Origin of the sequence: Streptomyces sp. NPDC051940 (genome assembly GCF_040680895.1) — a bacterium.
Classification (GTDB): domain Bacteria; phylum Actinomycetota; class Actinomycetes; order Streptomycetales; family Streptomycetaceae; genus Streptomyces.
The window spans coordinates 1-9244 of record NZ_JBFAXR010000208.1 but is presented as its reverse complement, the minus strand read 5'-3'; the positions used below and the strand labels follow the sequence as shown (position 1 = coordinate 9244).

The following is a 9244-nucleotide window of genomic DNA, read 5'->3' as shown; positions in this document are numbered from 1 at the left end:
TCGCCGTCAGGCGCAGCTCGTCCCCGTCGCGCACCCAGTCACTGGCCGCCTCGCCGTACGGCGTGGTGTAGGCGCCGCGCGCGGAGGTGAGGTCGCCGACGACGGCGGGCGCGATGCGCAGTTCGCGGTAGCCGACCGAGCCGGGAGTCTGGCCGAGGCCGGCCAGCCGCGAGGTGAACCAGGCGTCGATCGCACCGAGCATGAAGTGGTTCTGCGACTGGCCCGAACCGCCGTCCCAGCTCTCGCCGAGCGTGGTGTTGCCCGCGACGACCTGGTAGCCGTAGCTCGGGGACGTGGTCTGCGTCGCGATCCGGTACACGACGTCGTCGCGGCCGGACTCCGACAGCACCCGGATCGCCGCCGGCAGCGAGATCTCGCCGAGCAGCAGATGGTGGCCGGCCGACTCCACCGACGACACCAGATGGGCCAGCAGCCGGTCCCGCTCACCCGCCGGGTACGCGCCCATGTCCAGGGCGAGCGCCTCCGCGCCCTGACCGCCGCCGCCGAACGTGCCCGTCGCCGGGTCCCAGTACCGGTCCGACAGCGCCTTCGCGCTGACGTCCGCCTTCTCCCGGTAGACGGCCGTGTCGGCGTCCTCGCCGAGCACCTTTGCGATGGCGCTGAGGGCGTTCACGATCCGCCAGTAGCCGTACGTGCCCGACACGGCCTTGGGGAAGGTCCGGTCCGGGGTGAACCAGTCGCCCAGCGAGTAGTCGAGTATGCCGCCGGAGACCTTCTGCTCCAGGAACGCCACGTACCGCTTCATCTGCGGGTAGTACGCGCGCAGCGTCTCGGTGTCGCCGTACGTCGTGTACAGCTGCCAGGGGACGAGGACGAACGCGCCGCCCCAGTTGGCGTCGTTGCGGTACGTCCCGGCCAGCTCGACGTAGTCCGGGACGGTCGAGGGGATCAGGCCCTCGGTGGTCTGCGCGTCGGCCATGTCCCGGACGATCTTGCGCAGATACGCCTGCATGTCGTAGTTGGCGGCGAGGGTGGGGAAGACGAGCTGGTCCTGTTCCAGCCAGCCCAGCTTCTCGCGGCTCGGGCAGTCGGTGAGGATGCTCATCATGTTGCCCTCGACCGACCGGCGGATCAGCGAGTGGATGCCGTTCACCAGCCCGTCGGAGCTGGTGAACGCCCCGGCCGAGGCGTTGTCGGCGCGCAGGACGCGGCCGCGCACGGAGACGGTCGCGCCCTCCGGCAGCCCGCGGATCTCGACGTAACGGAAGCCGTGGTAGCCGAACTTGGGATGCCAGGTCTCGGACCCCGTGCCGGCGGCGGTGTAGCCGTCCCACAACGGGGCTCCGACGTTGCTGATCGACTGGAAGGCGTGGCCGTCCTTGAGGCTCTCGGCCGGGTACGCGCGCAGCACGGTGCCGCGCGGCGCGGTGACGGTCAGCTCCGGCCAGCCGGCGATGTTGCGGCCCAGGTCGAAGACGCGGCTGCCGGGCGCGGCGCCGGAGACCTCGGTGCCCTCGAGGGTGCCGACGACGCGGACCGGTTCGGTCTCGCGGGCGCTGAGGGCGGCCGGGGCGCTCCCGGCGTCCACCTCGGTCGCGGACCGCCACGAGGACCGGTCGCCGGCCGGCCGGTTCCAGTCCGGCAGCTCGCGGCGGGCGTCGTAGTCCTCGCCGCCGTACCAGTTGGAGGACGTGGTGGCGCCCAGCGCGGTGCGCCAGTCGTCGCCGGTGGCGATCCGGCGGACGGTGCCGTCCGCGAGCGTCACCTCCAGCTGGGCGATGACCTTGGGGTCGGCCTTGTTGCCGTACAGCTTGCGGTAGCGGTCGGCGGTGCTGAGCTGGTTGGAGATCCCGTTGCCCAGCTCCACGGCCACGGTGTTGGCGCCGCCGCGCAGCTGCTTGGTGACGTCGTACGTGGCGTACTGGACGCGGTCCGCGAAGTCGGTGTTGGCCGGTTCGAGGACGGCGTCGCCGACGGGGCGGCCGTTGACGCTCGCATCGTACACCCCGAGCCCCGCGACGTACAGGCGTGCCGAGCGGAACTCCGTGGGAAGCGTGAAGTCCTTCGCGAACAGCGGGAGTCCGGCCGGGAGGTACGGCTCCGGCGCGCGCTGGCCGCTGACCTCGGTGAGCCGGCTGTACGGGCCGTCGGCCGTGTCCGAGGCCGCCAGCGAGTAGTCGACCGGGAAGCCGGGGACGCGGCCGTCGGCGGTGAGGACGTCGGCCCGGGGGTACAGGACGAGCTGGTCGAAGGTCTTCGCCTCCTTCAGGTCGAGGGTGACGGTGACGGGCGTCCCGCCGACGTCGGCGCCGGGGTGCGGCAGACCGGAGTAGCCGGCGGCCTGGTTCCAGGCGCTGTTGGTGAGGCCGTCCACCGCCAGCTTCGGCTCCCACACCTTGCGTACGGTGGTGGACTCCGAGGCGGTGACCGTTGCGCCCTTGGCGGCGTTCGCGGCCGGGTCGGCCGAGTCGCGCAGCTCGATCTCCGCGAGCTGCAGCCGGTGGCTGAGGGCGAGGGAGTCGTCGGCGAGGGGCAGCCCCAGCCGGGTGACGTCGAGGCGGACGTAGCGGGCGGTGGTGCGCGGCAGGGTCACCGTCACGGGCTCGACCGCGCGCTTGCCGAGCTGCCAGTCCTGGTGGGTGATCCAGTCGGCGGACCAGTCGGAGGCGGCGGTCAGCCCGGTCTCGAAGACGGCGGGCGCGCTCCATTCGGAGGCGCCGCCGCCCGGCGACCACAGCTGGACCCGCCAGTAGACGCGGGTGCGCGAGCCGAGCGCCTCCCCGGCGTAAGTCGCCCGGGGCAGCGGCGAGTCGACCTTCCCGGAGTCCCACAGGTCAGGCCGGCCCGCGTCCAGCGCGGCGCGGCTGGTGGCCGCCTGGACGCGGTAGGCGCTCTGCGCGGCGTACGGGCCGAAGGCGGCGAGCTGCCAGCTCAGGTCCGGGGTGGTGTCGTCGATGCCGAGGGCCGTGCTCAGGTACTGCGTGCGCAGCGCCGTCGCCTCGACGGAGCCGCCGCCGGCGGGGGCGGCGGTGGCGGGGAGGGCGGAGGGGACGACGGTGACCAGGGCGGTCAGCGCCGTCGCGAGCAGAAGGGAACGTCTGGCCATGGAAGTGGTCTCCGGTTCAGGCGCGGTTCGCGGGCAGATCGGCGGTCAGGGGGCGGCGCGGGCGGAGCGTGACCGGGCCGAGCAGGCCGGACGGCAGCGGCTTCTTGCGCTCGTTGGAGAGGGTGTTGGAGACGCGCACGGAGAAGCTGTTGACGCCGGGTCGCAGCGCCTCCGTGACGTCCACGGCGTACGGGGACCACAGCGCCGGTCCGAACTCCCGCCCGTTCACGGTGACCTGGGCCACCTCGCGCACCGTGCCGAGGTCGAGCAGCAGGCGCCGCCCGTCGAGGGCGGCCGCGTCCAGCGTGACGTCCTTGGTGTAGGTGCCGCTGCCGGAGAACAGGGAGTCGAGGTCGACCCAGCTGCCGAGCGGCCGGGTGACGGGCTGCGCGCCCTCCTTGGCCAGGGTCAGCGTCCAGTCGCCGTCGAGGGCGAGGGGCGTCAGCGGGTCGGTGACGCTTACCGTCCCGGCGTACACCTGGTCGCCGTCGCGGCCGGTGAGGCGGTGGGTGCCCGGCGCCTCGGCGAGGGCGGCGACCCGCAGCGTCCCGGTGCCGCGCGTCACGCCGGTGACCGGGAGGCCGTCGGCGTCCGTGAGGTACGGGGCGGCGTCGGCGTCCTTGCGGACGACCACGGCGAGCGTCTCGTACGGGGCGAGGGTGAGGGGCAGCGTCACGCCGCCCCGCGTCGGCACGGAACGCACCGGGGCGGGCCGTACGGTGCCGGCGGCCGGGTCCCACAGCTCGGGTTCGCCGTGGACGGGCAGCAGGGCCGAGGTCGCGACGGGGGTGCCGCCGTCGTTGTGGAACAGGAACGCGGTGTCAGCGCCGCGCCGCGTGCGCAGCACACGCACCGAGGGGGCGGCGGGCTCCAGCACGGCGGCGGTCACGGAGGCGCCGCGCGCCACGGCACCCAGCTCCTCGGCGTCCGCGACGTGCACCGCCCGGCCCCTGCCCACGGAACGGGTGCCGGACTCGGGGAACAGCGCACCCAGTTCGCGGGCGAGGGCCGCGTTGTCCCCGTCGGCCGCGAGCGCGGGCAGCCCGCCCACCGCGACCGCGGTGCCGCCGGAGCGTACGAAGGCGGCGAGGGTGCGCACGGTCGCCGCGTCCAGCACGGGCGTCGGCGGGAGCACGACCAGCTCGTACGACGCGCTGCCCACCTCCAGCACGCCGTCCGCCGCCTCCGCCTGTGCGAGCAGCGCCTTGTCGCCGCTGAGCGCGCCCTCGTGGACGAGGTCGAAGTCCACCTGCGCCCGCTCCAGCGCGTACGCGGTGTCGGCGAACGGGCCGTCCACCTCGCCCTGCCGGGCCGTCTGGGTGAACTGCTCGGCCGCCCGCTGCGGCTGGAGGAGCGCCGTACGGGCCCCGGACGTGCCGCGGGCCAGCTCCATCACGCGCCCGATCCAGGCGGAGACCGGCGGCATCGCCCACCACCAGGGGTTGCGCGGGCCGAACGGCGGCGCGAAGAAGACGTGCGTCTCGTCGGTCCACAGGGCGTGCAGCACGGTGAGGTTGACGCCGCGGGTGGCGTACGCGCCGACCATCGAGCGCATGAAGTCGGGGGCGACCTGCCACCCCATGTTGCCGAACGCCTCCATCAGCACACGCGGGCGGCCGGTCTGGTGGGCGACGGACGCCGGGTTGCGCGGGTCCATCGTCGGTACGCCCAGCTCGTACTCGGCGGTGATGCAGTCGCCGCCGGGCACCTGCGCCCACTGGTTGACCTTGTGCAGGTCGCCGGTGGAGACGATCCGCTTGGACGGGCTCTCCTCGTCGTACAGCGGGTTGGTGATCAGCCGGACGCCGCGCTCGGCGTACCACTCGGACTGCTTCTGGAAGTAGCGGGAGAACCGGTCGGAGACGGCCTGCCAGTACCGGCCGCGCAGCACCCGCCCGCGCTCGCCCAGATCGTCGAAGGCGCAGGCGTACGCCGCACCCGGCTCGGCGCCCACCGCGGCCAGCGCGCCCGCGAGGGCGGGCGACCAGGGACGGCGCTTGAAGGGGTGGGGGCCCGCGGAGGCGATGAACGGCTCGTCGTCCCAGAAGCCCTTGACGACGGTGCCGAAGTAGCGGGCGAAGCGGCGGTGGTACTCGCCCGGCACGATGTCGAGGTACAGCTCGACGGGCTCGTCGTCGAGGAGGTCGGTGTAGCCGCGGATGTAGCCGGAGGAGTCGTCGCGCAGGTCGACGCCGCCGAACAGGTCGATCTGCCAGCTGCCTTCGGGCACCTGCCAGGTGCCGCCGGACAGCTGCCCGGTCAGCTCCACCAGCCCGTCGGCGTCGTTCACGCCCGCCGGACGGGCCGTGGCGGCGACCGGGCGTACGGTGCCCGCCGACAGCTCGCGGACGGTGAAGTCGCCCGCCGCGGCGGGGTCGTCGAAGGTCTGCCGGTACAGGACGGCGCCGTCGGCGCCGGTGACGGTCAGCTCCTCCCACAGCGAGCGCTGCCCGTCGCGGGCGTACACGCCCACCGTGCCGTGGGTGAGTGAGTCGTCGGTGACCGTGCCCTTGTCCCGGCCGTCGAGGGTGACCGAGCAGATCCCGCCGCGCAGGGTGACGGCGAGGAGGTGGAACTTGGTCTTGTTGAAGCCGTCGGTCCGGGTCGACCTGGCGATCTGGGTGACGGCGGAGCCCGCGACGCGGGAGACGGTGACGACCCCGGTCTGGTCCGCCTCGACCAGCAGCCCGTCGCCGCCGGAGCCCGACGCCCGTACGAGCAGTCCGGCGGCTGCGACGTCGGCCCGGAGGTTGGCGGTGACGGTCACATCGCCCCAGGCGGCGCCGTCCCGCAGCACGGCGGGCCCGGCGAGCAGGGCGGAGTCCGCGATCAGCTGCCCCTTGTCGACGCCCACGCCGGTGGTCTCGCCCAGCCGGACGGTGGCCGGTCCCCGGACGACGGCCGTGGACCGCCACAGACCCTTGAGCCGCAGGTCGGGACGGGGCTGGTAGGTGCGCGAACCGACGGTGCCGCCCTGGGTGATGAAGTACCCGGCGCGTCCGCTCGGGAAGTGGTTGTCGTTGAACAGCCACACCTTCATGCCGGTCTTCTCGGCCGTCTCCAGCACGTGGCCGACGACGTCGAACCAGCCCTCGGTGAAGAAGGCGGGCTGCATGTCCGCGTTGTCGTACGGGAAGACGACGACCTCGTACAGGCCCTTGGACCGCAGGTCGGCCAGCTGCGTCTCGATCAGCTCGTGGGTGACGGGGCCGTTCCAGTACCAGTACACGGCGGGCCGGCTGTCGCGGCGCGGGTCGGCGAAGCCGGCGGGGTCGAAGGGACCGGCGCCCGGTCCGGCGGCGAAGGCGGCGCCCGGCAGTCCGGTGGTGGCCGCGGCGGCGGTGAGGGCGGACAGGGCGACGAAACGGCGTCGGTCGAGCTTGGGCAGGCCAAGGTCGTGCTGGGGCATGGGTGTGCTTTCTGTGTGCGGTGGGAGGGGTGTCAGGAGCGGGCCAGCGCGGCGATGTCGGCTGCCGGCAGGGCCCGGTTGTGGACGCGGAAGTCGGCCACCGCGCCGTGCAGGTAGGGGTGGGTCGCGTTCTGCGAGCGGCCCAGGTAGTTCCTCGTCGTCGCGCCGAGCAGCAGCGGCGAGGTGACGAGGGCGTCGTTGCGGCCCGCCTCGCGGCCGTCCACGTACAGCACGCCGCGGCCGCCGCCGATCGTCAGGGCCAGGTGCGTCCAGCTCCCCGTGGGCAGCGGCGCGTCGGCGTCGACGACGTCCTCGCCCTCCATCCCGGCGATCTTCAGGGCGGCGCGCGGGCGGCCGGTGCCGGTGCGGGCGGCGAGGAAGAGGTACGTGGACTTGTGGTAGCCGAGGTCGAAGATCCGGGCCGAGTTGGCCTGGGTGTCGACCCGGGCCCAGACGCTGACGGTGAGGGCGGTGAGCCCGGTGACCAGGCCGGCCGGCAGGGCGAGGTGTCCGCCCGCCCCGTCGAACGCGACGGCGGGGGTGTGCCCGTCGCGTCCCGTGGTCCAGCTCGCGCCGGCGGCGAGCAGGGCGTCGGGCTGCGTGCCGGTGGTGTCGGCGGCGGTGGTGCCGGTGCCCTCGGCGAGCGGATAGACGGCGAGGTCGCGGGGTGCGGCGGGGCGGGGCTCGGTCGCGAAGTAGACGTTGTAGTGCTGGTGGTGGACCCGGTGGAAGGGCCGTAGCGCGACCGCGGTGCCGTCCGTCTGCGCCGCGGTGAACTCCACGCCGTCCGGGGCCACCGGGCGCACCGACGAGCGCACCAGGGCGGGGATCGTGCGCGACCGGACGTCCCCGTACGCCCCCGCCAGCACCAGCGGCCCGTACGACAGGGCGTGCACCTGCGGGTTGTCCGGGGCGGGGCGCCAGGTCAGCGCCCGGGGGAGGACCAGCTCGACGGTGTCGCCCGTGCGCCAGCTCCGGTCCAGGGTGAGGTACGAGCCGGGGCGCACCCGGGCGGCGTCCACCTCCTCGCCGTTGACGGTCACGTGCGGGACCAGCGCCCGGTCCGCGTCGCCGAGCCAGCCCGGGACGCGCACCCGCAGCCGGAAGCGGGCGGCACCGCTCGTGACGGCGATGCGCACGCGGTCCGACTCCTCCGGGTAGCCGCCGGTCTGGCGGATCGTCACGCCCGTCTCCCGCCAGGTCAGCTCGGAGGGGATGAACAGGTTGACGTACAGCTCGGGATCTCCGGCCGGTTCACCGGTCCGGAAGTAGATCGAGTCGCCGAACTTGGTGTGCGTCTCCAGCCCGGTGCCGTGGTCGCAGGAGAAGTTGTCGTAGTCGCCGCTGTAACTGCCGGGCGCGGCCCCCAGCCCGCCCTTGGGCTGCCGCTGCGAACCCGCCCACAGGCCGGTGTAGTACGTGACGTAGCCGTGCTCGGAGCCGGGGTCCTGCTCGCCGAGCATCTGGTTGTACAGCGCCCACTCGTAGTGGTCCATGTACGCGGCCTTCTCCGGGTTCCGGAGGAACAGCCCGCGCCCCAGCTTGAGCATGTTGTACGTGTTGCAGTTCTCGCAGGTGTCCTCCGAGAGCCGGCTCACGATCTCGCCGGGCGGACCGAAGAACTCCTGGTTGGAGTTGCCGCCGATGGCGTACGAGTGGTCGCGTACGACGAGGTCCCAGAACGCGGCGGCGATCGCCCGGTAGCGGTCCTCGCCTGTGGCGTCGTACAGCCGGGCCGCCCCCACGATCTTGGCGATCTCGGTGTTGGCGTGGCGGCCGGCGAGTTCGTCCCGCCCCTCGGCGAGCGGGCCGAACAGGTCCTCCTGGTCGAAGAGGCGCGCGGTGCGCAGCGCGGCCTCGTCGCCCGTGGCCAGATACAGGGAGGCGAGCACCTCGTTCATGCCGCCCCACTCGACGCGGAGCACGTTGTTCAGCCCGGTGCCGGTCAGCGCGGCCATCCGGCGCCCGGCCCAGCGGGCCATGCCGGTGAGGACCTCGAGGGCCTGCTCGTTGCCGGAGAGCCGGTACTGGTCGAGCAGGCCCGCCATGATCTTGTGGACGGTGTAGTAGGGCGCCCAGGGCTTGCCGCCCGCCTCCAGGGTGGCGAAGACCTGCTCGGGGAAGGCCGACAGGTAGCCCTCGGAGAAGCCGGCGGCGGGCGCGGCGCTCTGGCAGGCGGCCAGCGCGTCCACCAGGTACCGCCCCTTGGCGGCGTACTCCTCGTCCCCCGTGCCGGCGTGGGCGAGGGCGAGCCCGGAGAGCAGATGGCCGGTGGTGTGGCCGCGCAGCTGGACCGTGGGCGCCTCCCAGCCGCCGCAGGGCTCGGCCCGGGACGGCAGACCCACGGTGAGGCGGAAGGTGTGCAGCAGCCGGTCGGGGTCGACGGCCTTCAGATAGGCACAGGTGCGCCGCATGTTGGCGCGGAAGGGGCTGTCGAGGAGCCGGATGTCGGCCAGCGGGAACTCGGCGAGTCGCGTGCTGAGGGAGTCGGCGAGTCGTGTGCTGGGGGAGTCGGCGACCGCTGCGGGCGCGCCCGATGCCATCAGTGCGGCTGCGGCCAGCGACCCGGATCCGATCACGAAATCGCGTCTCGCCAGGCTTGTTCCGGGCATGCTGCGGCTCCTTCGCTGCAAGCGCTTCGATGAATTGAATCGTTCAATAATTCGGGGAGTGCGGACCCGGACCGGGCAGGCCGGTCGAGCCGTCGCGGGGGGGACGGCGCGACCGGCGGCCGGCCCCCCGGACGAAGCGCGGCGTTGCCGCGCCGG

At 73.6% G+C, this 9244-nt stretch carries 3 protein-coding genes; all 3 read right to left on the bottom strand.

The window, feature by feature from the left end:
- The coding region (locus tag AB0M28_RS38680) for a family 78 glycoside hydrolase catalytic domain (protein WP_365415223.1) at positions 1-3067 on the bottom strand (3067 nt) is incomplete at its 3' end.
- A 16-nt stretch (positions 3068-3083) separates the two neighbouring features.
- Positions 3084-6476 (bottom strand): glycosylhydrolase-like jelly roll fold domain-containing protein, encoded by a 3393-nt coding sequence (locus tag AB0M28_RS38675; RefSeq protein ID WP_365415221.1) that lies wholly within the window; start codon positions 6474-6476, stop codon positions 3084-3086.
- Positions 6477-6508: 32 nt separating this feature from the next.
- On the bottom strand, positions 6509-9088 hold the full coding sequence (locus AB0M28_RS38670; RefSeq protein ID WP_365415219.1) for a beta-L-arabinofuranosidase domain-containing protein: 2580 nt from the start codon (positions 9086-9088) through the stop codon (positions 6509-6511).
- Positions 9089-9244 lie beyond the last annotated feature (156 nt).

Bases quoted from the DNA above. Each gene is read 5' to 3' on its own strand.
- AB0M28_RS38675 (WP_365415221.1), bottom strand. From the start codon at position 6,476: ATGCCCCAGCACGACCTTGGCCTGCCCAAGCTCGACCGACGCCGTTTC.
- AB0M28_RS38670 (WP_365415219.1), bottom strand. From the start codon at position 9,088: ATGCCCGGAACAAGCCTGGCGAGACGCGATTTCGTGATCGGATCCGGG.